The organism is Treponema sp. OMZ 906 (assembly GCF_024181185.1).
Taxonomy (GTDB): domain Bacteria; phylum Spirochaetota; class Spirochaetia; order Treponematales; family Treponemataceae; genus Treponema.
The window spans coordinates 2,298,138-2,324,348 of record NZ_CP051196.1; the positions used below are offsets into that span (position 1 = coordinate 2,298,138).

The window sequence follows — 26,211 nt, forward strand, 5'->3', positions numbered from 1 at the left end:
CATAAATTTTTCTTGCTATTTACCGTATTCAGGGCTATACTGATAGAATGAGTAAGCATTCGCATCTCTATCATTACTATGGTGAGATTGAGCGGGTGACAATTTAAGTTAAAGAGGAGATTATGAGTATTTCAAAAGAAAATATTTATAAGCTTGAAGGCCGTGTTCCGCTAAAAACCGCAATCCCTCTCGGTATGCAGCATGTTTTGGCTATGTATGCCGGAAACCTCGCACCGATTTTGGTTATATCGGGTGTACTTAATATCCCGGCGGATATCAAAGTTTCGTTGCTGCAAAGCGCTATGTTTGTTGCCGGCGCCGTTACGTTCGTCCAGTTGCGGCCTATCTGGAAAATCGGTTCGGGACTCCCCACCGTTATGGGAACCAGTTCAGGATTTATCCCCGTTGCTATCGGCGTAGGAGTGCAATATGCCGCAATGGGCGACTGGTCAAACGGATATGCTGCCATTCTCGGTGCATCCCTTATCGGCGGTTTAATGGAGTTTATGCTCGGGTTTATTGTTAAACCGCTCCGCAAGTTCTTACCGCATGTTGTTACGGGAACCGTTGTTACCACGTTGGGTATTTCGCTTATTCCCGTCGGTATTAAATTTGTCGGCGGTGGAGTCGGTCTTGAAAAAACTCCCGGATTCGGTTCGATAAAGAATCTGTTAGTCGCACTCTTCGTCTTTTTAACGATTATCTTTATCCGGCAAATGTTTACCGGTTTTTTGAGTATTTCCTCCATCCTGGTCGGACTTATCGCAGGGTATATTGTCGCGATCTTTGCCGGTATGGTTGATTTTACGCCGATAAGAAATGCCGCATGGATTTCCGCTCCGTTGCCGTTCTTTGCCGTAGGACACCTGAACCTCGCCTTCCATTGGGATGCCATCGTTCCATTTCTGCTTGTCTACCTGGCAACAACCGTAGAAACAATCGGTGATAACACCGGCATTGCAGTCGGCGGTCTCGGACGCGATATAACCGACAAGGAATTGCAGGGCGCAGTTCATGCAGACGGCTTCGGCAGTATGTTTGCAGCCATCTTCGGCGTTATGCCGAACACCTCGTTCAGCCAGAACGTCGGGCTTATCGGTATGACAAAGGTTGTCAACCGCTTTACCATCGGTATCGGCGCAGGCTTCTTGGTATTGTGCGGTTTCTTCCCCAAACTCGGAGCAATCGTTTCGACTATCCCAAACCCGGTATTGGGCGGCGGTGTATTGCTGATGTTCAGTATGATCACGATGAGCGGCTTAAACCTAATTTACCAGAGCGGAAAGATTGCAGAACGTGATGTTGTCATTATTGCGGCTTCACTTGGCGTTGCATTCGGTCTGAGTAATGTACAAGAAGTTATGCAGCACTTACCGATGTGGTTCCAGAATATCTTTAAACAGGCTATCGTCGGTGCCTTTGTTACCGCGCTTATTCTGAACCTCCTGCTGCCGAAATCAAAAGAGGATTAACCGATTTGAGCATATTGCCGCACAAGAATAAACCTTCCAATGATCCTGACAATTTCGACGCCGGTAGGCCGATCGTTTCGGAACTTGGAAAACGGATATTCTTTGTTACCGGCGAACGGGGCTGCGGAAAATCTACGTTTCTTGCAGCCCTTATACAAAAGTTCAACCTGCAGCCATCAGGCTTTATTACAAAAAGAGAAGCGCCGCCGGAGTGTGCAGTGTATATGCATCAGGTTGTCACCGGTACCGCAAGATACCGGTATACAACCGGCAACAAAGTCGGAATATGTCCCCAGCAAAAACCGGTCGGTTTTGCCCCGGTATTTGATACATTCGGGGTTATGTGTTTGAAGCAAGCGGAGGAGGTAATACTTTCTTCGATTGGCGGCGAACATTCCGACGCCGATTGCGATGCAGCGTCACTGTCCCCTACCCTGCCGGTAATCTTAATGGATGAACTCGGCTTTATGGAAGCGGAGGCGGAGCTTTTTTTCCGAGCCGTATGCGATCTGCTTTCCGACTCCCGCTATTATATCATCGGCGTCGTAAAGCCGCATAGGACGCGCTTTTTGCCGGTCTTGGAACGTATGCAGGAAACCGTAGTATTCCATCTGACTATGCAAAATAGAGCAGAACTGTATGAACGGCTTGGGCGAGCGCAAAGTTTTGCATCATTTTTAGATACTGCGGAAATCGGAGTTCCAAACGATAACAAATGATGCCGAGTAATATGCAAACAATCTCGACAGTGTCCGAAAACAACAATACCGGCAGCCCCATCAAACTCCCCACTGCAATTCTCCTTGCAGGAGGACTGTCAACCCGCATGGGCTGCTGTAAACAGCTGCTTCCGCTTTGCGGAAAACCCTTAATCGGATACGTCATTGAAACACTGCTTGAAGCAGGTATTACCCATCTGGTGATTACGGTAAATGCCGAAACACAGCAGCCCATAACAGAAATGATAGCGCAGCTGACACAAATCAAATCTACGCAAAAACCACCTGTGCACAACGGATGCCAAAAGAGCCTTGACGCCGGCAACGCAACCCGCCAATCATTCCACTGTGATATTGCCTTTAATCCGGATCCGGCGCGGGGACAGGGACATTCGGCGGCTCTTGCAGTACAAGCTGCGTGCCGCGGCTATACGGAAGCTCTTGCAGTAAACACAGCCGCTCTCCTTCATCACCCAAGCGGCTTTTTATTCTGCACCGCCGATCAGCCTTTTTTGCAAGCCGACAGTATCCGCGACCTCTGCGCCGTCTTTCAGAATAATCCCAACCGCATCGTTTCTGCTGCCTTTAACGGCAAGCACTGTTCTCCGGTTATCTTTCCGGCGGCACTAGCCGGTGAGCTCAGCCGCTTGGACGGAAGTGTCGGTGGCAGAACCGTGATGAACGCTCACCCTGATCTGATCCTACACTCCCCGCTCCGCTCCGAAATGGAAGCCTTCGACATCGATACACCTGAAGACTTTAAACGGGCGGAAGAGCATGTGCATCAGCACACACAGGGCAACTGCAGCGAAATATAGAAGGTTTATTTTTAGCGGTACAAATGGTACCGCTGAAAAACACGTCGAGTTTGCTTACGCAAACATCGCGTATTGACGTATGCGCGTTACGCGCACCAATGCAACAGTTTCCAAAGTTGAAACTTTGTTCAACTGTTGCATTTTATGGAAGGTTTATTTTCAGCCGCTTACATCGCGCGGCTAAAAAACACTGCGAGTTTGCTTACGCAAACATCGCAGATTGTATGTACGCTATCGCGTACTAATTGAACAACTTCCAAAGTTGATACTTTGTTCAGTTGTTCAATTTTAAGGAAGGTATACCTTCGACGTTCCTTTACCGTCCTAACCGGAACATGAGTGTTTTACCCCGGATCATAACCAGTGAAATACTTTCCATGCCGGGAACACTTTCTGCTGCCGAGTAGACGATATTTTCCATATCTTCCACTCTGCCGAAATATTGTACTGCGTACTTTGTTTGAGCGGTAGATTGATACACAACCCGTATTGTTTCGACTTTAGTGTTCAATACATTTCGGAACTTGTTCATCAGTTTACTGTCGGAACTATTGTTAATAGTAATTTCATACCGAATACCTTGTGCATAATCCCGCACCAATGCTTTTTTCGCTTGATCAACGGCAACACTCATTGCTTTAAAGACCGTTGACTTTATCGCGTTCTGTGCCGCAGCTTCGGTACTTCCGCGGTCGAACGTCTTAGGACTGCTATAGGGTACAGCGCCGAGTAATTCTCCCGTAGACGGATTGTACATTTTCAAGTTAACTTCAGCTTGAGCATAGTAACCGCCTGTTTCTCGACCGCCCTGCACAAAACCGTCCACTTCAATATAAACATCAGCGCCAAGTTTTTGTGCAATCCACTGTACAACCGAAAGATCAGCCGTATCAGGTTCTTGAGTAAACAGCGTAGCACTATCTGATTTTAATGCTTCTACCGCGGCATAATCAACGGCACGGTACCCGTTGTCAAGCAGGTATTTATTCGCCATGTTAACGGCAGACTTGGAAAATGTACTCCCATCTTTTGCCTTTTGATTTGGAACAACCATATACAGCATACTATCGACATACTGTGTGATAAATCCGACATTATTTCCTTGCAATTCGCTCTTGATTCTTGCCTCATGTACTTCAGGACTCGATAGAATATTGCCGCCCTTTGCAGAATAGGTACCGATCATATCGAGTGTACGGCGTAATTCATCCATTTTTACCGGTACGGTGATCTCACAATAGTATCCACGGTACGTTTGATCGCGCCGCAAAATACGCATATAGTCGGTTTCAAGGTAAGCATTCGGTCTTGTCCCGGCGTAAAAAGCGGAATGTAACTTACTACGATTCTGCATTTCTTCCGTCTCTCCGATAAGGTCGATAACGGCAAGCCGCAGGGTATTCGCTTTTGCCTGAGTCAGTGCCTCCAAAAACGTATATCCCTCTCCGGAACCGGCATAATAAGGGTTGTTGCCTGTGTACTGCGGAATCCGCGGCATAACGGTACATGATGTCAAAAGCACCGGCAGCAGTGCATATAATACAATGTTTCTTTTCATAGTTTTCTCCTTATCGTGTGAGTTATATCGGGCAGCTGTCTAAAAACTTCAGTTTTTGACAGTTTCCTTAGCTTGAGGTGCATGCCTAGAACCTGCGGGTTATTCCTATAAAAACATGAAAGTTCATGTGTGATGATAGAACATCCCATGCATAATTATTAACCTTATCGAGTTCCGGCGGGGGAAATAGGCTTTCTTTTTTCAATTTTTCAGCCGCCTGCGCGGGACTCAGTAAATTATGCATATAGCCGAATCCGGCACTCCCGCCTATCGTCCAATTCCGCGAAATAAAGTAATCTGCCGATACAAGCACCCTCCCGCCGAGTTGAGTTGCAGTAACGGTATAAGTCTTTGCTGAATTTGATTGCGCGGCAACGGATGTACCCGAAAAGCAAAATTGTAATTCCGGTGTAATCTTAAAACGGGATGTATAGAAATTATAAACCCCGATACCTAAATATCCTGTTCCGAAAGGAGTAAGCCGCATCGGTTTTGCACTCAATACAGCGGAGGATCCAATCGGTTGTTGTATGGCATACTCATATCCGACCGATATACTGAGATGAAAATTTGCCTTGTATACAGCCCGTATACCGAAAGTCGGCTGAACACGCAAAAACTCCTTTGAGTCTTTTGTCATTACGCCGGTAATGGGAACCGTTATACCTGCATATCCTTGCAGTAGAATACGGGATCCTAAAAGCTCTTTAACAGAATCCCCTTCGACAATCGGCTGGTCTGCATAAATCACTTTTGCAACTGAGAAAGTATCGTGTACTTCCGAAATAATTAACAAACCGGTTTCTTTTACCGACTGCTTTCCGGCAACTGAGATGGATTTTTGCAGGATATATTCATCTCCTGCATTTATACCGATATCCTTTCCCAGCTCGATTGTAACGGTATTGTTTTCATGGTCAACGGCAAGTACTCCGCTTGCCAATGCAAACTCCGGTTCAAATTTAATTGCCGTATAAACCGAACTTATTAAAGAACTGATTGCTTCGTCAACCGCATCGGAACGCCGTTTTGCGACTTTTTTAACGGATAGCGGTATAACCCGCTCACTCGCGGAACCGGAAACGTCAAGGATAGATATAGCCCCTTCTATTCTGACTATCCAATACTTTTTTATAACTTTTTTGCCCTCAACTACAGTTTCTTCAAACATAAGACGTTCATCATAGTCGGTAATCCGGGGAGCAAATACCAAAAAGGCTCCGGTAAGCCGTTCCCAATCGGCACGTGTAAAAGCCTCTTCTCCTGATAACACGGTTTCGGAAATTTCCGACTGCTGTTCTTTCATCCTTTTGATTTGATCGATAAAGGACACAATATTGTTTGAGTTGAGCCGGTACTCCATACCGATTACGTTAAACCGTTTAAAAGAAGTAACAACATCGATAATCCGTTGATCTATTCTTGCGGCAACTTCGGAGGGGACATATCCCGAATGAGAAAGTCTAAAGACTGCAATATCTTTTTTACCGCTTACCGTTTGAGCGGAGAGCAGCGTTGCTAAGATCACATACACTATAACGAATATGTATCTTTTAGGACATTTAACCATGGCCGTATACTAGCATAATCGATAATTTCGGCGCAAGAGGAAGACCATGCTACTGAACCGCATAAAACATTACCGGATATATTCCTGCATAAAAATTGAGGCTGCTCAACCAGAGTTGAACCTCTTCGCGGTTCAAATGGTCTCACAGCCTTAATTTTTATGCGGTGTTTAAGCTATCTGTCTTATGCGTTTATCCTTCTGCTAAAATACTAACTAATACAGAAGATATTTCTTGCGGATGTTGCTAAACAGCTTTGTCTCTTTTTCAATGCGGGTAAAATAATCCTGCGTAGTTTGCAAAGGATTGGTGAGCTGTGTACAACCTGTTAATAAATGGAGGCCGCAATATTTTTTGCCCACATTGTTTATCGTAAACTTGTCGGGGTAGAGGTGCTTGAGTTCGTAGAACATGGCAATTGCCGTCTTAACGGGCGAAAAACTGCGGCGGTCGGTAACGGCAATTTGTACTCCCCCGCAGAGCTGCCCCGTATAGAGCGAAATCGATGGGGTAAAAAATGCGGGCAAAAAACGCACGCCGTCCAAGCCCAACCGATTCAGCTGATCAGCTAGACGGTAAGCATCGATATAAGGCGCTCCAAGGTACTGAAACGGCATCGTTGTTCCCCGTCCTACCGAAAGGTTGGTTCCTTCAAATAAACAGACACCGGCATATACGAGCGCGGTGAGGGGCGACGGAATATTGGGAGACGGCGGCACCCATATCAGAGGCAGCTCGTCAAAGTAGGTCTCTCTATCCCAGCCTGTCATCGGGATTACCGTCAAATCACAATGAATACCGTATTCGGTGTTGAAGAGCAAGGCAAGTTCCCCGACCGTCATACCGTGCCGTTGCACTATGGGAAAATATCCCGTAAAGGAACGGTATTCAAGCTCCAGCATATTCCCCTCGACGGTGCCACCAATCGGATTTGGGCGGTCAAACACGACAAATTGTTTTTTATACCGCGCACATTCTTCCATCACGTATGCCATGGTGGAAATATAGGTATAGAAACGAGCTCCGACATCTTGAATATCAAAGCAGAGAATGTCGATATCTTTTAACATTTCCGGCGTCGGCCGTTTGGTATTTCCGTAAAGGCTGTATACCGGCAGCCCCGTTCGCGGATCGGCGCTGTGTCCGATGGATGCCCCCTCCCGTTCGTTGCCCTGTATACCGTGTTCGGGCGAAAAAAGCGCCGTAAGCTGCACCGACCGGCTCAACAGCACCGCAGAGGGCGTTCCCGCGGAATCGATACCGGTTTGATTGGTAATCAGTCCTACTCGCTTTCCGGCAAAAATGGCACGATATTGCGGCAACTGTTCAATTCCCAATTTTAACCGATTTTCTGCAACGGCTTCTTGGCATACAATACAAAACAAGAAGAACAATACCGCCGCTGTCTTTAGTTGGCGTAAATGGCATACAGACATTTTCATAAGGAGATTCGACCCAAATATATTTCTCATTGGGAGCATTATAGAGTACCTATACATTTTTTTAAACCGGTATAGCAGAAACCGGCCATTTTAAGTATACTAGGACTTAACTATGGAAGATAAGACGCAGGAAATGGAGCGGATTCAAGAGCTGCTCGACAATAGGCACTACGTGGCATTAATTGCGGAACTCGCCGAGATGAACGCGGTTGATGTCGCTGAAATATTGGATAAAGAAAATGCGGCAAATGCAGTATTCCTCTTTAGAATGCTTCCCAAGGATCTTGCAGCCGAAGTATTCGCACTCCTTTCGAGTGAACAGCAAAGCGCATTTATCTCATCGATTACCGATAAAGAGCTCGGTCCTATTTTGGACGAACTTGCGTTTGATGACGTCGTAGACCTTGTAGAGGAGATGCCGGCAAACGCAGTACGGAAAATATTAGCGAACTCCGGCGAAGAAGAACGCAAGCTCATCAATCAATTCCTCAAATATCCTCCCGATTCCGCAGGAAGCCTGATGACGATTGAGTACGTCAGCCTTAAAAAGACGATGACGGTAAAACAGGCGTTGGACTACATCAGAGAGACGGGACTTAAAAAAGAAACGATCTATACCTGTTATGTAACCGATGCTAACAGGGTACTTGAGGGCATCGTTTCATTAAAAGAACTCGTGTTGGCGCCCGAACAGGAGCTTATTGAAAATATCTTTGAAAGCGAATGTATCTATGTGAACACGCACGATGATCAAGAAAGCGTTATCGCGGTTTTTAAGAAGTACGCCTTTCTTGCCCTGCCCGTTGTCGATGCGGAAAAACGGCTGATCGGTATTATCACCGTTGACGACGTCATGGATGTTATGGAGCAGGAAGCTACCGAAGACTTCCAGATTATGGCCGCTATGCAACCGTCCGAAGACGCATACCTGAACACCGGCGTTTTTACACTCGCCAAGCACCGTATCGGCTGGCTGATGCTCCTGATGGTTTCGGAAACCTTTACCGGCAAGATTATCGAACACTACACCGAACTGCTGGCAACACTTACCATACTCACCTCATTTATTCCTATGTTGATGGATACCGGCGGAAATTCGGGCAGCCAGTCATCGACATTGATTATCCGCGGTCTTGCTACCGGCGAAATTCAGCTGCGCGACTGGGGTAAAGTATTATGGAAGGAACTCCGTATCGCAATTATGGTAGGTGCGCTGCTCGGGCTAACTATTTTTGTAAAGGCTTATTTCTTGGACGGAAAACCGATTCTGATTTCTGCAAGTGTCGGGCTAACGCTTGTTGTAACCGTTACTATTGCAAAACTCACCGGCGGACTTTTACCGATTCTTGCAAAAAAACTCCACATGGATCCCGCTATTATGGCAGGCCCGCTCATCACCACGATTGTAGATGCTGTCAGCCTTATCGTTTATTTTAGAATCGCAAAGTTCCTGTTGTTTTAAAGGCTAATAGTATATTGGGATTATATGAAATGGTTTGAACGCTTCCGATACCGTACATTCTCTCAAACTGCCTCCGTAGAGGAACTGTTGGTTGAAGTGTTTAGGAAAACCATTCATCTGTCTTCTGCTTTAACCGTTGTATTTGCCGAACATTGGTATACGCCTACGATTGTCGCTATTGTTGCTATCACACTGCTCTACTGTATCTCAGAATTTTTTCGTATGCGCGGCTATGAGCTTGGTATCATTGCGCATATTACTCGTTACGCATCACGGGCACGCGATAAAGGGCGGTTCGTATTGGGACCGCTAACACTTGCCACCGGAGTGCTTGCCGCACTTTTGTTTTTCCCCATGCATACGGCAAAAATTGCAATATTTGCACTTGCTTTCGGGGACGGCCTTGCGAGCCTTGTCGGAAAGCGTTTTGGAAAAATTCACTTAGCTTTTTTTAAAGATAAGACCGTTGCCGGAAGTGTAACCTGCTTTGCCGCTGTGTTCCTTTCGTCCTTTGCCGTCAGCGGAAAGTTTTGGAAAAGCCTTGTATTGGGTATTGCCGGGGCGTGTATCGAAATGCTGCCCCTAAAAGATTATGACAACCTTTTGATACCGGTTGCTATCGGTTTTCTTGCCTTACTGCTCCATGCGTAAGCTATTGCCACAGATAAAACTGATGAATTGCTTTGAGGAAAAAGCCCCCACCTACTAGCAAAGCTACAATGCCAAAGACAGTAAAAAACCAGGAACCGGTATACAGTAAAAGCGTATATGCAATTAACATTATCAACAGCTGAATTGCAGCCTTCCGATACTCGGTAATACTGCGATAAATGCCGACCAACAAAAACGATACAACTGCCAATACGCAGACAATCCCACTAAAGGAATAAAGGAGATAGCGATAGGAGCGAGAAAATGAGAAAAACGAGACCACTTGAATGGTATCGATCGGAATAACATGAGACAATGCAAACGCGATAAAACTCAGCAAGAAAATAATAGATCCCGTTTCCCGCGTAAAAGTTTTATGGGCAAAGAGGCTTGAAGTTAAAAGCGCCAAGCAGGCTCCAAACCGAAAGAAGAAAATAATCCGTGCAACGGAAGCCATAAAAACGGTCAATAGCGGATACCGTTCTTGCAACGGAAAAAGGAGCTGTAACGCTTCAACAGACAGTGCGAAAATAAACAAGCCAAAAAAAGAAATCTCAAGAGCATGAGTTTTTTCGAAAAGAAAGAAAATACAAACAAGCAGTGCCAATGCTATTAGCGGAAATGCTGCGATACCGATCATGGCTGCATAATTATTATAGGCAAAAAACGGAAGTCTAAATAACTGAAAAGTACTTTCCGAGACTGTCGGCAACTTCGCAAGCAAATTATGCGCAACAATAACAATACAGCAGCTTATGCTTCCGATTACCATGAGCGCAGTAATACAAATACCGAAAATTAAGATTCTATTACGTCCGGCTATTGTCATATCGTGATTAGTATAGTTGGAAACGCCTAGTTCTGTCAAATATACCTTTTGAAAATATACGACGCATCTACTTCGTTGCCTTGCCAAAAGTGTACATCCTTGTACACTTTTGGCAGCGAGTTTCAGCATCGCTGAAACATCGCTTCTGATATAACCAGCGGCATCCGTGCCGCTACTGAAAAATCTTCAACGTATCTCAGAACCGCCACGGATGGCGGTGGTTTCAAGAAGTAACAAGTTTGCTTGCAAACTTGCAGCCTACGAATGTACACGGATGTACATTCGTGGGCGGGGATGTCCGGGGTTATAAGCAGCAGCGACGTTTTTGCGCAGCAAAAACTCGACGTTGAAAAGTGTACACGGAGGTACAAAAAACGGCTTGATGCATTTATTCTGACAATATAGCCTAAAAAAAAATAAGGAAGCAAAAAAAAAATTTTCTTGCGGAAACAATTATTCCGTGATACACTAATAGAAATGCTGACTGGTACTCATTTATTCTAAAAGGAGGCTACTTTATGGAAAAACTCTTTCAGCTTCAAGCGCACAAAACGAATGTGCGTACCGAAATCATTGCAGGATTAACAACTTTCCTTGCAATGGCGTATATTCTTGCCGTCAACCCGCTCATTTTAAGCGATGCAGGCTTGAATCCCGGCAGTGTATTTACGGCTACCGCATTATCTGCGGCAATAGCAACCTTGATAATGGCCGTACTTGCCAATCTTCCTGTCGCGCTTGCTCCCGGCATGGGCTTAAATGCTTTTTTCACGTATACTGTTGTTATCGGAATGAAGTATTCACCCGCAACAGCATTAACGGCAGTATTCCTCGAAGGCTTACTGTTTATTTTGCTGTCCTTTTTCAATGTACGGGAAGCGATTGTTGAATCAATCCCGATCAATCTGAAGAAAGCGGTTGCAGCAGGTATCGGCCTTTTCATCACATTAATCGGTATGAAAAATGCGGAAATCATCGTTGATAATCCTGCGACATTAGTCGGTCTCGGCAACGTTACTTCAGGAGCTGCTTTATTGGGCCTCATCGGTCTGGTTATTACTGCAATTCTGTACGTTCTACATGTTCCGGGTTCAATTCTCCTTGGAATTTTAATTACTACCGTAATCGGTATTCCAATGGGTGTTACGGCACCGTTCGGCGGATGGGAAAATTGGTCTATCGTAAGCGCTCCGGCAGCTCCGGTTTTCTGGAATTTCGATTTCAGCAATATCTTCAGTTTCCAGTTCTTTACGGTATTCTTTTCATTCCTGTTTGTTGACATTTTTGATACGGTCGGGACCTTAGTCGGCGTTACCAACCGCGCAGGACTTATCGACAAAGATGGAAATATCCCACGGGTAAAGCAGGCGTTGCTCTCCGATGCTATCGGTACGGTTTTCGGTGCTATGCTGGGAACTTCTACCGTTACCAGCTTTGTCGAAAGCACTTCCGGCGTAGCGGCCGGAGGAAGAACCGGTTTAACCGCGTTGACAACCGGTGTATTTTTCTTAATTGCCTTGATTTTCTCGCCACTTTTCTTATTGATTCCGTCAGCAGCTACTGCACCGGCGCTTATCATTGTCGGATTCCTGATGCTGAGTGCCGCAGCCGAAATCGATTTCAAAGATCCTACGGAAGGTATTCCTGCGTTCTTGACAATCGTTATGATGCCGTTTACCTACAGCATTGCCGAAGGTATTGTGTATGGCATTCTTTCCTACGTTATTTTGAAGGCCATAACAGGTAAATTCAAGCAAATCCCGATTATCAGCTGGATACTGTTTGTTATCTTCTTATTGAGGATTATTCTCCATTAAGCTGTTTTACAGTTAAAACTATACACATCTCGGACACTCATATAGAGTATGGGTGTCCGTTTTTTTTCTTACAGCAAAAAGCGCCTCCTTGAAAAATATACAAATAAGGATACAATATCTGTATGGACAGAAAATATGTACTACTGATCGACGGCGACAATATTCCGCCGAGTTTTTTGGAAGCCATTATCACCGAAGTTTCTAAAGAAGGCGAATTATTGATAAAACGTTTATATGGAGACTGGACAACACCGAATATGAACGGGTGGAAAAATTGGCTTGAAAAGATCCCCATTCGTCCGGTACAACAATTTCGTAACGGGCCAAATGCAACCGATAATACTATCATTATGGATGCTATCGAGCTTGCCAACACCAATAAAAGTATTAATGCTGTTTGCATCGTTTCGACTGATTCCGACTATTATAGCCTTGCGCTTAAATTGCGGGAGTACGGGCTTTATGTTCTCGGTATTGGGAAACAAAATGCTAAGGCTCTTTGGGTAAACGCTTGTAATGAATTTAAATATCTGGAAAACCTCGATAGTGCAACAACCCCTGAAGAGGAGAGTCAAGATTCTCCCTTCGATTCTCTGGAAAAATTATTAAACCATGCCTATAAAAACTCACGAATGACGGAAGACGGATGGGTCAGTCTTTCCGATTTAGGCAAATCCATCCGACGGAGTATGCCGGAATTTGATCCCCGATCTTATAACCATAATACCTTACGAGAAATTCTTGAAGCTTTTCCCGATCAATATGAAATGACAACCGATAGACTGGTTCCGCCCAACCATTGGATTAAAGCGAAAGAACAACAAAAAAGCGATACGTTAAGCGGCACCATTAAACGCTTTAAAGGAAACTGGGGAATTATCGAAACTGTCGATCACGGCGATTTCTACTTTGGTCTTACAAACCTTACCAAATCTTCCCGTCGTAAAAAGATTACGGAAGGAATGCAGGTACGCTTCAAGGTGTTTAAGGAACCGAACGCTGACGGAGAGAACTTTGCCGAAAGAAACGGCAAAGCAACAGACGTGGAACTACGATAAACGAGTTTGTTGTATACTGCTATTAGGTAGCTCTCAAATATTTACCTGTTTTCGCAAGTTCTTATTATCTTCATTTTTAAATAAGACGTTACAAACCGCTGACTGTGGGATTAATATGCAGTACGGTGTATATGTACTGTTACTGTAGGTACATAAATTCAGTATGACTCTGATATTCGACATGTTTTTTATGGCTACGACCTGTTATCAAAGCTTATACTAGGAGGAACGCTTCTTACAAAGAACCTCCTAGAAAAATATCTCGAAAAAAGTGAAGCCGTCTATGCCGCCCATTCCTAACGTTCTCTCCGATCAATCTTCCACCCGATTGCTTCTTCACGGATGCCGACAAATCTCCGGTATAGCCCTGCCTGTTTCATAAGTTCGGCATGAGTACCCCGTTGCACAATACGTCCTTCGTCAAGCACAATAATTTGATCCGCTTTGCGTACCGTATTTAAACGGTGCGCAATCATCAAGAGCGTTTTATTTTTTGTCAGCTCCTCGATAGCTGTTTGCAACTCGTGTTCATTTTCAGGATCGACACTGGCAGTCGCTTCGTCTAAAATAATAACAGGCGCATCCTTGAGAATTGCCCGCGCGATGGAGATACGCTGCTTTTCTCCCCCCGACAGAGTTGCTCCGTTTTCTCCGATTCTAGTTTGATACCCGTCCGGCAGTGCAGTGATAAAATCATGACAGCAGGCTTTTTTTGCTGCGGCAATCACTTCGTCCATCGTTGCATCCGGCCTACCGAAACGGATATTGTTTTCTATCGTATCTTCAAACAGGTATACGCGCTGAAACACAATAGAAAAATTTTTCAAAAGACTGTCGCATGTGTAGTCCTTAACGTTGATACCGCCAAGTAAAATTTCACCCTGACTGACGTCCCAAAAGCGCGCAATTAAATTACACAGTGTTGTTTTTCCCGAACCGGACGGCCCGACAATCGCGCAGCTTGTTTTCTGCGGCACCGTAAAATCGACATTCCGTATCACTTCTTTTGTATCATTTCTATCGTAAGAAAAAGAAATATTCCGAACCGTAATGTCATAATTATTCGGAATATGCTCCGTACCGTTTTCATCCAATAACGGCATATCCGATATTTCTTCCAGCCGCTCAAGAGAAGCATCAACTACCCGTGCAACAGCGGCCGTACTTCCGGCAAGTTCCACCGTTGCATAAATCATAAAACTTGCGACAGTCAGCAACAAACATTTTTCCGGTGTTATATTTCCATGCATTAAAAGATAGGGGGCTGTAATGAGTATTGCCGCTCTAACCACTTTGAATATTGTTTGAAAAGCAGCTGCGAGTTCGGAGAAAATTTTTTCCAAAATGATATTTGCCGCTGCGCTTTCACTGATTGCTGCATCAACCGTTTTACCGGATTGCTCGCCGAGTCCGAATGCTTTTACCACTGTCATTCCTTGAATGTATTCCAAAATACCGGTTACCAGTTGTGCCTGCGCCGCCTGCCTGCGCGGTGAATATTTTTCTCCCGCAGCTTGTGTTTTTGCATAAATCAAGAACGAGATTAAAAGACCGGTAAGCATCAGCAATCCGATTCTCCATTCATAAACAAACAACCATACATTAATAACAAAGGCGTGAATAAATCCGCCTGCAACCGCCTCCAGCACCGTTACCGCACTTGTTTCAAGATCACCGAGCGTAGTGGTAACCGCAGCGGTAATGTCTCCTAATCGATGCTCACTAAAATACCCCATCGGTGCACGCTTTAATTTTTCACCGAGGTTCATCCGCCACTCGCTGCACATGGCAAAACTTCCCAATGTTCTATTTATAGAAGCGATATTGATGAAAATGATTTTGCCTACAACACTGAGCAGCATAATTGCGAGTGAGACCCAGATCGTTTTGTACGGCATCCCATTTCCTGAAATAGCGGAAAGGATTCCGGAGAGAACCGTCAGAATTGCCATAATGGGAAGCATTTCAAAAAACGAATTACCGATATGAAAAATAAAAGAGAGTATCAATCTTCTTTTTTCCGCACCTGAAAAATGCAACAATCGTTTAAACATAGTAATCATACAGCCTCCCCAGATTTTTTATCGCTTACGCTGATGTGCGCATTCCACAGTGTGCGATACAGTTCACACGATTCCAACAGCGATTGATGCCGCCCCTCTGCTTCAATGCGTCCATGATTCATAACGATGATTTTATCTGCCATCGTGATAGTCGAAAGCCGATGCGCAATGACTATCAATGTTTTTCCTGCGACCAGTTCTCCGATAGAACGCTGAATGACTGCTTCATTTTCGGGGTCGGTAAAAGCGGTCGCTTCATCCAGCACAATGATGGGACTGTCTTTTAGTATTGCGCGTGCGATTGCAATGCGCTGCTTCTCTCCGCCGGAAAGATTATTCCCTCCGTCTCCTGCAATCGTATCATACCCTTGAGGAAGTGCGCTAATAAAATCGTGGCAGCTCGCTTTCTTTGCAGCCTGTTCTATCTCAGCATCCGTAGCGTCCGGTTTTCCAATCCGTATATTTTCCCGAATGGATAAATGGAATAAATAATTATCCTGTGAAACATAGCCAACCCGCCCCATCACTTGCGAAAGCGGAATGTTCCGTACATCGCAGCTGCCTATCATAACCGAACCATTGCTTGCTTCCCAAAAGGAGGCGATTAAGCGGGCAACGGTAGATTTTCCCGAACCGGACGGACCGACAAATGCAGTCATCCCATTCGGAACCGCTTGAAATGAAATGTCATGCAAAACTTCCGTATCGCTATATGCAAACGATACATGAGAAAATGCAATAGTATTTTCTTTAATAGGCACAGCATTCTTCGGACGGTTCATTTCTTCCGCTTCCAACAGTTTCGCAATTTCTTTTACGGTAGAGTCTACCATTGCAAGACTGTCCGTGTAACGCAGCGCCTGAATGAGCGGTGCAATAAGACCGAGCGACAGAATGATGCACGATATAAAACTTCCGGCGGATATACTCCCGTGTATGAAAAACCAACAGCCGAGCGGCAGCACACCTAATAAACTGGAAGGAGCAATTGCAATTCCCGCAGCGTAGTAAGGATTGGTCTTTTTAAACCATTCCGCTTTCGCATTCTCATTTTCCGCTATTGCCTCAGTATATTTCCGATATGATACGGTGCTTTGATTAAAGGCTTTTATCACTTCAATGCCGCCGATGTATTCAACCGTTGCGGCATCCATATTTTTACTTGCTGTAAGAACTTTTGCATACCGTTTTTCATAGTCCTTCATCATTCCCATATAACAAATAAGACCGAGCGGAAAAGTTGCAAAAGCGGTAAGCGCTAAGCGCCAATCAAGATAAAAGAAATAGACTAACATTAAAAAGGGAATGAGCAGATTAGCCGTCAGTTCCGGTATGATATGAGCAAGCGGTAATTCCAGTTTTTCTACCGTATCAACCAGCATTGTTTTGAATTTACCGGATGGGGTATCCAATATAAACCCCATCGGAACGCGGGAGAGCTTTGCCGTCAGCTGCATACGGATGTTTCTCAGCACGGTAAATGCCGCACGGTGAGAACGTATCGTAGAAAGTGTAGACAGATAGAGCTGCCCAAGATACCCGGCAAGTGCAATAAGCGCCGTTACAAAAATTGCCTGTAGGGTATAATCCCGTGCGCATATCCGAATGATAAGGCGGGACACGGCAAGGTATGGTACAATTCCCGCAGCTGCACCCAATACGGCAAAAATCACAGAAGTGATGAGAAGCCTCTTACAGGGTTTTGCAAGCTCCAATAGATACTGTAAAGCGGTTTTTTTCGCAGTATGTTCACCGGTTTTTGACAATTTTTCCATCCTTTCATCATTGCTTTATATCAATGATATATATCACTGATATAAAATAGAAAAGGAGCAACTTTGTCAAGGGAGTGGAGGGTGGTAGGAAAAATTCTCGTTTAAGCTTATATTAAAAGCTCTTCTAACTTTTCTCTTGCCTTTTTAGCTTCAATTCTATTTGGGATTATGACAAGCAAAATCCCAAAAACAAGCATGATATAAGGGACTAAAGCAGCCGGCATAGGAAATCCGGCGAATGGAACTATTAAACATCCCGCAAGCACGCCGGTAAACCATACAACTAAAAAAACGATAACAGAGATAGCCATTCTCATTCTGATGTTGATTGTTGAACCATACTCATGTGCTTCAATAGTTCCAATTATCAAAGGTAAAAATGAATTTCGATAATGTATACATCTACAAATTTTAAATGAATTTTCAGATACGCTCCCTTCAAAATATTTGTCTCCTTTGGGAAAATCAAATACAGAAGTTTCTATGTAAGTATTGCCACGTATGATTTGCAGAATCTCATCCTTTGATTTCTTTGTTTCAATTATAAAACGCATAGTACTCCTCATAACACTAGCCGTTAGATATTGCACCACAATGTTAAGTTGAATCGGCTGTTTTGGTTTGTCCTATTTCTTTGTCCAATCTTCTACTTTTATCCAGGGAATTCTAGCAAACTCATCGTAATTATTTGTTATAACGATTAAATTTCTTGTCATAGCTTGGGCTGCGATTTGCATATCATACGGACCGATAACGTTCCCCTCTTTTTCAAGATACGATCTGATCATACCATATGCCTCCGTATCTTCTGCCGTAAAATCAAGAATATTAAAATCAATACAAAAGTCTAATAAAGCCTTTCGATTTTTTTCTCTGTTCTGACTTTTTGAGGCGCCATATTCCATTTCAGCGATTGAAATAGACGATAAAAACAGATCATTACCGCTTGTCGAAAAAATCCTTTTAGTGAGAACGGGAAATGTATTCTTAATGAGAAAAATACAAATATTCGTATCCAGCAAATACATTAAAATGCTTCTCTTTCTGTCAATGAAGGTTGCTTTCTCCCTTCCGCCATAAAGTCATCAGAGAATTCCGATAAACTTTTTTTAAGATTTTCCCAGGGACGATTTTGAGGATACAAAATTATTGTTGTTCCAATCTTCTTGATAAAGAGTTCTGTATCGTCAATATGAAATTCTTTTGGAATCCTCACCGCTTGACTGTTCCCACTCATAAAGACTTTTGCACAAACCATAATAATCCTCCGTATATATGATAATATATACACAGATGTTTACGCATGTCAATCTTTAGTTGATCCTATATACGAGATTTGCATATGCATCATCGGTCATATCTCAAAATAGTATTGCTTACAGCGACACCACTTCACAATCTTACGTTAGCTTTAAAATACCGTCCCAACCGCAGTTAAAAAAGACGGCTAATTCTTTTACATACTCAAGCGCTTTTTTGCGAGACATATCATGAGCAACTGTTTCAAACACGGCGGTAAAATAGGCGCTTGTAATCATGTGATGCAGTTCACGGCTCACAACACCTTCAAGCTTTCCTCGCTTTCGTAAAAGGCGGTAGTATTTTTCGGTGACGGATACCTCAAGCTCAACTAAATCGTGAATATAGTGCTCGTACTTTGTTCCGGCAGACCGGCAAATTACGAGTTTAAATGCATCGAAATTATCATAAATATAGTTTACGAAAATCTGCAGATATTCCGTAGACAGTTTTCTGCTGAATTGCGTTTTACTTTTTTCAATTAAATCGAAGTGAGCTTCTTGCGCATGTTTGAATTGTTCAACCAAACCGTCTGCCGCTTCGGATACCAGCGCGGTAAATAATGCTTCCTTATCGGGGTAATAACCGTAGAATGCCCCCTGCGTAAAACCGGCATCCGCTACAATTTTCCTTAATGATGCATCCTTAAAACCTTTCTGCAAAAATTCCTGTTTGCCGATTTCCAATATTTTTTTCTGTGTGTCGGATATGTTCATATTGTACTCCAATGCTAATCGGTATCTTCCGAAACTATCGTTTTACGATAGACCGATTGAAAGATGTCATGTCTTTAATATCTTTCAATTTTGATACCGTTTTTTGCACCTTGTCACCTCTCAAATCTAACGGAGGGTATAAAACAGACTGTAGGGAAAAAATGCTAACCCATACCTATTGAAACCGTTGTATCCGCTCATAGAGCGCTGCGGCAATGGGTAAGAGCGCCTCTTTAGTGTTTTGCGCAGGATCATCCAATACCGTTTCCAAAAGATCATGCAAAACAAGACCGAGACATTTCCCCGCCGGGATACCGATAGCCATTAGATCCTTTCCATTAACCGCTAAATCTTTAAGGCTGTACGCCCCGTCCTCTTTGAGGAGCGTATCAATCCGTGCCGTAAATTCTACAAGAAAGTTCGGCTCTGCATACGTACCGGTGAGCCCGAAAACATCCGCTTTTCGCAACGCAAATAAATCATCGATATTTTCTTTCCCAACGCGGACGATAAAACGGCGGACAGCGGCGTCAGTCCATGAAGGATCATAATGGAACATGTGTTCGGCAACTAAATGAGCAGTCTTTTCTATTTCGGCATTGGAGTATTTCAGGCGTCGCATAATGCTGCGAGTCATTTTCTCGGAAATAGCTTCATGACGGTAAAAGGTACAGCTGCCGTCCGCCGCTTCCTTGCGGGCAGCGGGCTTCCCGATATCGTGGAAAAGTCCCGCAAGCCGGATATGGATGTGTTCCATTCCTGCTGGGCAGGCATTGCACACCAGAAAACTGTGGTCGAGTACATCAAAGTGATGATAGCTTCCCTGCCCGATGCCACGGCATTCCATCAGTTCCGGAATAAAGAGATTCAGCAGCCCCGTGCTTTCCATTAGCCGCAAGCCGGTAAGCGGGGTTTGACAGCTGAGCATTTTTGTAAACTCTTCGCGGAATCGTTCAATCGAAATTTTTTTGGTGATATGCAGCGCCTGCGGGATTGCTTGCAATGTTCCTGCATCGACGGTAAAGTCGAGCTGCGCTGCAAAGCGGACAGCACGGACGGGACGCAAGCCATCCTCTAAAAATCGGTCGAGCGGATTCCCGACTGTTTGAATCCGCCCTGCACGGATATCCGCTCTGCCGTTAAAGGGATCGACGATTTCTCCGTCAGGAAGAGAAACTGCAATGGCATTCATCGTAAAATCGCGGCGGGCAAGGTCTGCTTCTATACTTGCCGTATATGCAACCGCTGCAGGGTGCCGTCCGTCGATATAATCCGTTTCGGTACGGAAAGTTGTACATTCGATATGCTTATTTTTATAGATGATAGTAACGGTACCGTGTTCTATTCCGGTAGGAATTGTCCGCCGGAATAAGCGCATTACTTCCTGCGGTTGCGCATTGGTTGCAATATCCCAATCGCTTGCTTTTTTCTTTAAGAAAAAATCGCGGACAGCCCCTCCTACGAGATATGCGGAAAAGCCCGCTTCATGGAAATATCCGCTGATTTCTTTGAGCAGAGAAGAAACGGGAAATTTTTGTTCCATAATTTTACACTTCAATACCGGCTTCGGTTAAATAAAGAATCGTAAATCTTTTCTGCCGGTCATGTTGAATCGATACGCTGTGATATAGGTTCCCGTTATTGCAGTTAATGCGTTAATTGCTGCCGCGATGGAGCTGATAAAAAACGCAGCCGGACGTAAAATCAAATACCCCGACTCAAAGCCTCGTCCGTAAAGCATACACAAGGAGGTCAGCGCAATATATGTTCCCCCGATAGAAAACCGTCCGAGCAAACATGAAAAGAGAGAGGCATATCCCACAAGCCAAAATATATCGCTAAAAGCTATCCTAAATACATTAATCGAATAAGATTTTAAAATCACAACAAAACTAACGGTAATGACTAAAGCCGAACCCGCTCTTCCAAAAATAGAGAAAACAGGAAGGGCAACGGAGGAAATGCGCCGGCGTACACCGAGGCTTTCGTTGGAGTGACGCAGCAATACACTGAGCGCAACATGGGTATCCTGTGAAAAAAAAGCTGCCATCATGGGTGCGAGGCTTGCATAGAGAACTCGATACGGATTGATATCGCGGCAAAAGATTTTCAATAATGCGGGATAAATAACAAGCGCGATAATCAACAAATCGACAATAAGCAGAATTGCAAAATCGGCAAAAACCGCAGTCAAGAGCATTTCGTGAAATTTAATTACCCAGTAGGACGAAACGGCTACCATACCGAATACCAGCATATCCACAAAAAAGACCAGTACCGCATAAGAAATCCGCGCCAAGGAATCGATAAGCGTGATGGTCGGCTTCGCAATATTTCTGTCAACGGCACAGCCGGCTCCTGCAAACCCACCGAAAATGCAAAGCGGCAGGATATAGGTTCCATTTATCAGTGCTTCAAACGAGCTGGAAGGAAGTAATTGTAATAGCGATTCTTTCACACCAAGAACTTGTACATCGGATATGCCTTCTACAAAAATAGGTATACGAGCGGGTGTATGAATAAGTACGGATATTAATCCGATACAGGACAATAATAATGCGGCACCGCAGATAATGAGGCTTGTAATAATCGCAACTTTGAGCAGACTTCTATTTTCACGTAATTCAAAGATACTGAGCGTAAATCCGAAAAAAACTGCCGGATAGAGGGCATACCTTCCGAACTGTATCGCTGCTTTTGATAAAAAGTCTACAGCTTGTACAAATAGCGTATTTTCAGCACCGGCGACAAGAGCAAAGGTTACCCCCAACACAATACCGATAAAATATTTCAACCAAATTTTCATAACGACTGAGTGTAACCCAAAGATTGTACTGCGTCAACGCCAGCACGCTGCGGGTACACGCATCAGGTAGTTGTGACAGCCCTGCAAAATATATAGGCTGTTCAACCAGAGTTTCGCTGCTACGCAGCTCAAATGGTCTCCCAGCCTATATATTTTGCAGAATTGGAGCTATTTCCCTGATGCGTTTACCCGTCTACCGGAAAAATGTGCGAAATTTTGGATAAAATTTTGCACAAAAGGAAGGTAAACGCATCAAGCTATTTTTTCATCAAATCTACGCCTGACTTCCATGCTTGGCCGACTTTTTCTCCGATGGCATAATAGCCGTTTTGGAATTGATCAAAAATGAATGCATTGAGCTTTGACGGTTCAACTTTGCCCTTTTCGTTTAAAACAGCCTCATCTGCAAGAACTCCGACGATTTCCCCGACAACGTAAAAGCCGAACACTGCATTTTTTATCTCTACTACTTTGCACTCAAGCGTAAGGGGAAACTCTTGGATAATCGGTGCGTCCACCTTGGCGCTCTTAACCGCCGTTAAGCCGCTGCGTTCAAATTTATCCGGCATCGTATTTCCGCTTGCAATACCAAAGAAATCCGCTTCCTCGATATGAGGGATATCCGCAACACTGAGGGTGAACGCTTTTTTGTACTTGAGATTCGCCGCAGTCTTATGTTTTTCATCAAGATTCATCAAAACCATATTTTCTGCACAGATACCGCCCCATGCCATATTCATTACATCAACTTTTCCATCCTCACCGTAAGTCGCTATCATGAGTACGGGCATCGGGAATAAAAACGGATGAACTCCCAGCTCTTTTTTTGTATGGCTCTGCATTGTGTCCTCCTATACGCTGTCTTGTTTTTTTAACAGCATGTTCGCATAGAGATTATAAATAAATGGCTGGGCATACGGATCAAAAGGCAAAGCTCTGACAGAAAGAAAAATCGCACTTGCCGTCTCACTCGGTGCACCAACCGATGGACTAATTATATACACCATTAACAATCTGTCTACTTATATGAATCGGGCGCCTGACCAAAATATCCGACTAATATATCTTTGATATAGTTGTACCGCCGAGCATAAGAATTTTCTACAGGAATAAGGGTAAATCCTTGCTCTTTGCAAATATCTTTTTTCTTCGTGTCATTATCTTTTATGGTCGCATTATTATAATGCTCTCGTCCGTTTAATTCAATCGCAAGGATTGGTTCTTTCTTATTTCTATAGCCGATTTTATAAATCACAAAATCAAAACTGCATCGAAAAAAATAGTCCCGATGAACCGTCCCCGGTTTAAAAATATGCGAAGCTTGTACTTCTGTTTCGACGCAGTATTTTTTATTTTTTAAAGAAATAATTGAAAGTGCATGGTTCAATGTTTCCAAAAAAGCGTCTTCTGTTTCCGTTTTATACGGTTTTGTACCAAGTGCTCGCGAATCATTTGTACAGTTTGTTATCTTGTATGAGCCCTTTGCTTTTACATATTCCGCAAGTTCATAGATATCGTCTGATTTTGTCTTCTCTGCATTCCGGTGCAGCTGATTAAGAACAGTATTATTTGAAAATATCACAAGGCGATCTTTTGCACGGGATGTTGCAACATTGATAAGCTCACCATTATTTTTTAACCACTCGTAAGTTTTATTATTAGTGGTATCGGTCAATGCGAGTGAGAATAGAATAACATCCTTTTCGTCGCCTTGGAATGCATGAACCGTTCCGCAACTGTATTTTTTTGGATTGATACCAGCTTCCCTTATTGAAAATTCTATCTGTTCCTTTTGACTTCTAAACGGAGTAATAATCCCGATACTTTTATCAGGATTATTTTTTATATAATGTACAATCGCTTCCGCTTCTTGTTTGGAAGTATTTTTAAAATTAGTTCTTGTACTATCAACATTATAAAATACCAATGGTTCCGAAACCGTAGACTCTGATACTATATTTAACCGGTTGTTATAATATTTTTCATTATTGAATTGAATGATTTTTTTATTACAACGATAATGATTATGAAGTAAGATTTCTTCGCTGATTGAATCGTTTGCTAAAAAAGTTTTATAGATTGAATTTGTAATATAATCGTAATCGTCAGAAATACCGTATTTTGTTCTTAATGCTTTGTTGATATTCTCATCCAAGGTAATTACCGGATTAAGCTGTTGCGGATCACCTACCAGCATAAGCGTTTTACCGCGTATAATCGGGATAAGTGATAGAGCTGTATTACACTGACTGGCTTCATCAATTATAGTGCAATCAAAACAAAGTTTGCCACTGCCGAGTTTATGCGCCGAAATACAAGTAGTTGCAATAATCGGAAAAATCTTTTGCAGTTTGCAAATATTATCATCGACGGATGTATATTTATTAAAAGCCGTAATGCGTTCTTCCTCTTTTTCAAGTTTTAAAATAAGACGAAGATCATCATACTCCGGTTCTGAGAGCTGTTGGATATATCTTGCTGATATATAATAAAGATATTTTAGAAATTCATTTTCATCATTTTCCAAAAGATTAAGAGCATCCTGATCGGAAACCTTGGGGATTTCATTAAGTTTCTTTCTGATTGCATTAAGCTGCTGTCCTTCCAAAACAAGCCGCATTTCCATACTTGTGTTTTTTTCAAGCATTGCTTCAAGTGTATCTTTTCGTTCGGCAAGTTCTACCGTTTCTTGATGATTTTTTAACAATGTCGATAGTTTTTTTGTTCGCTCTATCGTATCGTATTTATTTCGTTCAAGTGTTGTACTATATATTGTAATGTTTGAACATTTTTGATACAGCGTTTCTATATAGTCTAATGCTTCTTTTACTTTCTCATTACTGCCAAGGCGGAGAATTGGAAATGGTATAGTATCGATAGTTCCGGAGTGTCTTTTATATTGCAGTGAACTTAAAGTCTGAAACACAGTATCGATTGGATGGTTGTTATACGAAGAAAATAGAACCGTTTTGTTGTTAAAGAATGCGGTGATAATAGTGTTTATTATTGTATTGGTTTTGCCCGTTCCGGGCGGTCCTTGCGTATATGATACAGGACTATGCATTGCATTGTGTATGGAAAGCAGCTGATCAAGATTTATTTTTTTATTCAGTAATGTTATAGGTATATCATTTTCATTTTTTTCAATACTATGCAGTTCGCCGAAGAATGCACGTATTGGAATGGAGACCTTACCGGTTTCATACATAGTCAGAATCGATTCGTATTCTTTTTCAAGATTGACTTTGACATTTCGTTGTAAATATAAAAAATACGGACGATCATCTATTTTTTCTTTTGAAATTTTTTCCTGAATAATGTTTTCAATTTTTTGTAAGTTTTTATCAAAATCTTTGAGTAGATATAATTCACATGGTTCAAGAAAGCGACGAATACTTTCAATCTTACCGTCGTCCGAATCGGCATTCATATAGAATTCTTTATTAAAAGAAATTTCGTTTGATATTTCTAATGTATGTTTTTCGACATTTAAAAATATTTCACGATACGCAAGTACATATAGCCCTTTCCGGGTATAAAGGCTTAGTTTATTTAGACACAGCTGTCCCTCCATTTGATGTTTTTTCTGCTTTATATTCAGTTTTTTATTAAACGCATCAACAATTTCTCGATACTGCGTATCAGATAAGCAATATTCTTGTGGATTACTGAGGAGGACATTGTCATCTAAATTTTCTATGAGGCAAAAATCATTGTTTAATGACGGAATACTTTCAAATTTATTGCAATCCGCAAGGTAATTGAGAATTTTGAAGTTTGCAGAGCCATCAAATAGTAATTCATACTTTGCAGGATTACAATCAATATCGTCAACAAGATGTTGATTTATCGGCATATATGTACCATTTACAATACTTGCCGATAGTATACGTTCTACAGAAAGCAACATATTATCTGCAAGTGTATACGTATGAAGATGGAGGCCACTGCATTGTAAAGTGTACAATGTTCCGTCCTTATTTTTGAGAATGTCTTTTATTCCTATCCAGAATCGAGAAACTTGCTCACTTTTTTTATTGCAGTACTCAACATAGAGCCACTTTCCTTCATATACTGCACGAAAAATTTGTCTTGTAATGTTATTCATAAGAGTATCCGATATTGTTGTTACTTAGAAGTATAGACATATTGTATAAC

21 protein-coding genes and 1 pseudogene are annotated in these 26,211 nt (G+C 42.9%); 8 read left to right on the forward strand and 14 right to left on the reverse strand.

Annotated features, from left to right (window positions below; translation table 11 throughout):
* The first annotated feature begins 122 nt into the window (after positions 1-122).
* Genes E4N69_RS10360 through E4N69_RS10370 form a run of 3 tightly spaced genes read left to right on the forward strand, consistent with a single transcriptional unit; the run spans position 123 to position 3,009 of the window.
* Positions 123-1,472, forward strand: a complete 1,350-nt coding sequence (locus E4N69_RS10360; RefSeq protein ID WP_253823768.1) for a uracil-xanthine permease family protein — start codon at positions 123-125, stop codon at positions 1,470-1,472.
* Between the two features lie 5 nt (positions 1,473-1,477).
* On the forward strand, positions 1,478-2,191 hold the full coding sequence (locus E4N69_RS10365) for a nucleoside-triphosphatase (RefSeq protein WP_253823769.1): 714 nt from the start codon (positions 1,478-1,480) through the stop codon (positions 2,189-2,191).
* Between the two features lie 11 nt (positions 2,192-2,202).
* Positions 2,203-3,009, forward strand: a complete 807-nt coding sequence (locus E4N69_RS10370) for a nucleotidyltransferase family protein (protein ID WP_253823770.1) — start codon at positions 2,203-2,205, stop codon at positions 3,007-3,009.
* Between the two features lie 316 nt (positions 3,010-3,325).
* Here the strand turns inward: E4N69_RS10370 and E4N69_RS10375 are convergent, their stop codons facing one another.
* The 3 genes from E4N69_RS10375 to E4N69_RS10385 form a co-directional block, all read right to left on the reverse strand.
* Positions 3,326-4,567, reverse strand: coding sequence for a hypothetical protein (locus tag E4N69_RS10375; RefSeq protein ID WP_253823771.1), 1,242 nt, complete (start codon positions 4,565-4,567; stop codon positions 3,326-3,328).
* A gap of 85 nt (positions 4,568-4,652) precedes the next feature.
* Positions 4,653-6,101, reverse strand: a complete 1,449-nt coding sequence (locus tag E4N69_RS10380; RefSeq protein WP_253823772.1) for a hypothetical protein — start codon at positions 6,099-6,101, stop codon at positions 4,653-4,655.
* Between the two features lie 249 nt (positions 6,102-6,350).
* The gene (locus E4N69_RS10385) at positions 6,351-7,577 is read right to left on the reverse strand and encodes an exo-beta-N-acetylmuramidase NamZ family protein (protein WP_253823773.1); all 1,227 of its coding nucleotides are present in this window, start codon (positions 7,575-7,577) and stop codon (positions 6,351-6,353) included.
* A gap of 112 nt (positions 7,578-7,689) precedes the next feature.
* On the opposite strand from E4N69_RS10385, the gene mgtE reads away from it, so the two are divergent.
* Together mgtE and E4N69_RS10395 are read left to right on the forward strand one after the other, a co-directional pair.
* Positions 7,690-9,039 carry a magnesium transporter gene (mgtE, locus tag E4N69_RS10390; protein WP_162664227.1) on the forward strand — a complete coding sequence of 450 codons (1,350 nt, stop codon included), beginning with the start codon at positions 7,690-7,692 and terminating at the stop codon, positions 9,037-9,039.
* Between the two features lie 24 nt (positions 9,040-9,063).
* A complete protein-coding gene (locus tag E4N69_RS10395; RefSeq protein ID WP_253823774.1) occupies positions 9,064-9,690 on the forward strand; it encodes a diacylglycerol/polyprenol kinase family protein in 627 nt (208 codons plus the stop codon).
* Between the two features lies 1 nt (position 9,691).
* Here E4N69_RS10395 and E4N69_RS10400 read toward each other — a convergent pair whose 3' ends face one another.
* On the reverse strand, positions 9,692-10,558 hold the full coding sequence (locus E4N69_RS10400; RefSeq protein ID WP_253714315.1) for a hypothetical protein: 867 nt from the start codon (positions 10,556-10,558) through the stop codon (positions 9,692-9,694).
* 479 nt (positions 10,559-11,037) lie between these two features.
* Here E4N69_RS10400 and E4N69_RS10405 point away from each other — a divergent pair, with 479 nt between their 5' ends.
* Together E4N69_RS10405 and E4N69_RS10410 are read left to right on the forward strand one after the other, a co-directional pair.
* Complete coding sequence (locus E4N69_RS10405) at positions 11,038-12,336, forward strand: NCS2 family permease (protein WP_253714316.1); 1,299 nt, start codon at positions 11,038-11,040, stop codon at positions 12,334-12,336.
* Positions 12,337-12,458: 122 nt separating this feature from the next.
* Positions 12,459-13,394, forward strand: coding sequence for an NYN domain-containing protein (locus E4N69_RS10410; RefSeq protein ID WP_162664229.1), 936 nt, complete (start codon positions 12,459-12,461; stop codon positions 13,392-13,394).
* Positions 13,395-13,690: 296 nt separating this feature from the next.
* On the opposite strand, the gene E4N69_RS10415 is transcribed toward E4N69_RS10410, so the two are convergent.
* The 9 genes from E4N69_RS10415 to E4N69_RS10455 form a co-directional block, all read right to left on the reverse strand.
* The gene (locus E4N69_RS10415; RefSeq protein ID WP_253823775.1) at positions 13,691-15,457 is read right to left on the reverse strand and encodes an ABC transporter ATP-binding protein; all 1,767 of its coding nucleotides are present in this window, start codon (positions 15,455-15,457) and stop codon (positions 13,691-13,693) included.
* On the reverse strand, positions 15,454-17,232 hold the full coding sequence (locus E4N69_RS10420) for an ABC transporter ATP-binding protein (RefSeq protein ID WP_253823776.1): 1,779 nt from the start codon (positions 17,230-17,232) through the stop codon (positions 15,454-15,456). Before E4N69_RS10420 ends, E4N69_RS10415 begins: the two co-directional genes overlap by 4 nt.
* Before the next feature lie 107 nt (positions 17,233-17,339).
* Complete coding sequence (locus tag E4N69_RS10425; RefSeq protein ID WP_253823777.1) at positions 17,340-17,786, reverse strand: hypothetical protein; 447 nt, start codon at positions 17,784-17,786, stop codon at positions 17,340-17,342.
* Between the two features lie 72 nt (positions 17,787-17,858).
* Positions 17,859-18,260, reverse strand: a complete 402-nt coding sequence (locus E4N69_RS10430; RefSeq protein ID WP_253823778.1) for a type II toxin-antitoxin system tRNA(fMet)-specific endonuclease VapC — start codon at positions 18,258-18,260, stop codon at positions 17,859-17,861.
* Entirely contained in the window at positions 18,260-18,490 is a 231-nt protein-coding gene (locus E4N69_RS10435; RefSeq protein WP_162664233.1) for a type II toxin-antitoxin system antitoxin VapB, read from the reverse strand. Before E4N69_RS10435 ends, E4N69_RS10430 begins: the two co-directional genes overlap by 1 nt.
* Positions 18,491-18,632: 142 nt before the next feature.
* Positions 18,633-19,247 (reverse strand): TetR/AcrR family transcriptional regulator, encoded by a 615-nt coding sequence (locus E4N69_RS10440; protein ID WP_253823779.1) that lies wholly within the window; start codon positions 19,245-19,247, stop codon positions 18,633-18,635.
* Positions 19,248-19,422: 175 nt separating this feature from the next.
* Positions 19,423-20,790 carry a CCA tRNA nucleotidyltransferase gene (locus E4N69_RS10445; RefSeq protein WP_253823780.1) on the reverse strand — a complete coding sequence of 456 codons (1,368 nt, stop codon included), beginning with the start codon at positions 20,788-20,790 and terminating at the stop codon, positions 19,423-19,425.
* A 27-nt stretch (positions 20,791-20,817) separates the two neighbouring features.
* A complete protein-coding gene (locus E4N69_RS10450) occupies positions 20,818-22,053 on the reverse strand; it encodes a dicarboxylate/amino acid:cation symporter (protein ID WP_253672900.1) in 1,236 nt (411 codons plus the stop codon).
* Positions 22,054-22,310: 257 nt separating this feature from the next.
* A complete protein-coding gene (locus E4N69_RS10455) occupies positions 22,311-22,895 on the reverse strand; it encodes a flavin reductase family protein (protein WP_162664237.1) in 585 nt (194 codons plus the stop codon).
* Positions 22,896-22,956: 61 nt separating this feature from the next.
* On the opposite strand from E4N69_RS10455, the pseudogene E4N69_RS12825 reads away from it, so the two are divergent.
* Positions 22,957-23,034 (forward strand): annotated as a pseudogene (locus E4N69_RS12825) (flavodoxin family protein); the annotation flags it as partial.
* Positions 23,035-23,071: 37 nt separating this feature from the next.
* On the opposite strand, the gene E4N69_RS10460 reads toward E4N69_RS12825, so the two are convergent.
* On the reverse strand, positions 23,072-26,161 hold the full coding sequence (locus E4N69_RS10460) for an AAA domain-containing protein (RefSeq protein ID WP_253823781.1): 3,090 nt from the start codon (positions 26,159-26,161) through the stop codon (positions 23,072-23,074).
* Between the last annotated feature and the right edge of the window lie 50 nt (positions 26,162-26,211).